Genomic DNA, 1,216 nt, shown 5'->3' with positions numbered 1-1,216 from the left:
TGATCCTCCCCCACTGAATTGGTCCGGCCCTATAGTTAGGAATCGGAGGATCAAAGATGGGAATCAAACGACACAAGCCTGAAGAGATTGTCACGAAGTTGCGGCAGGTTGAGGTGCTGTGCGGTCAAGGGATGCCGCGCGTAGACGCCATCCGACAAGTGCAGATCACAGAGCAGACCTTCTATCGCTGGCGTAAGCAGTATGGCGGGATGGGAACCGACCAACTGAGGGAGCTAAAGCGGCTTCAAAAGGAGAATGACCGGCTGCGAAGAGCCGTGTCGGACCTGACGCTGGACAAGCTCATCCTATCGGAGGCCGCACGGGGAAACTACTGAGCCCTTCACGCCGTCGTGCCTGCATTGACCATGTGCGCAGCCAGTTCCACGTCTCGGAGCGTCGTGCTTGTCGTGTCTTGGGGCAGCATCGGTCGACGCAGAGGCGGTTGCCTGTTGGGCGTGCTGATGAAGACCGCCTGGTTGCCGACATGATCGAGCTTACACGTCAGTATGGACGATATGGCTACCGTCGGATTGCCGCTCTGCTGAGAGACGCAGGCTGGCAAGTGAACGACAAACGTGTCGAGCGTCTATGGCGGCGAGAGGGGCTAAAGGTTCCAATGAAGCAACCCAAGAAGGGGCGGCTCTGGATGAACGACGGATCATGTATCCGGCTGCGTCCGGAGCACCGCAACCATGTCTGGTCGTATGACTTCGTGCATCATCGAACTGATGACGGGAAAGCGTTCCGAACGCTCAACATCCTAGATGAACACAGCCGGGAATGCTTGGCGATCCGGGTGAAACGGAAGCTGAACTCGACAGAGGTCATCGATGCGCTGACGGACCTGTTTATCTTGCGCGGCATTCCAGCATTCATTCGGTCGGACAACGGCCCGGAGTTCATTGCTCAGGCCGTCCGCGATTGGATTGCAGCGGTCGGCGCTAAGACCGCCTACATTGAGCCGGGATCACCTTGGGAGAACGGATACTGCGAAAGCTTCAATGCAAGGCTTCGGGATGAACTGCTGAACGGCGAGGTCTTCTACTCGCTAAGGGAGGCGCAAATCCTGATCGAAGAATGGAGGAAGCACTACAACACTAAACGACCACATAGCGCCTTGGGCTACCGCCCACCGGCCCCGGAAACCATCATCCCGATGGAACCAAGGCCAATCATGCACTAACATTCAAACTGGACCACTTAGGTGGGGCTGATC

At 57.0% G+C, this 1,216-nt stretch carries 1 protein-coding gene; it reads left to right on the top strand.

Annotated elements, in window-relative coordinates:
- The first annotated feature begins 56 nt into the window (after nt 1–56).
- Nucleotides 57–1,183 (top strand): IS3 family transposase gene (locus AN476_RS22235; RefSeq protein ID WP_157063864.1). Its coding sequence is split into 2 segments (ribosomal slippage): nt 57–321 and nt 321–1,183, totalling 1,128 coding nucleotides; the frame shifts between segments, so codons are not numbered across the junction.
- Nucleotides 1,184–1,216 lie beyond the last annotated feature (33 nt).

Source organism: Phaeobacter sp. 11ANDIMAR09, from assembly GCF_001294455.1.
Taxonomy (GTDB): Bacteria; Pseudomonadota; Alphaproteobacteria; order Rhodobacterales; family Rhodobacteraceae; genus Pseudophaeobacter.
This window is presented reverse-complemented; position numbering and strand designations above follow the sequence as displayed.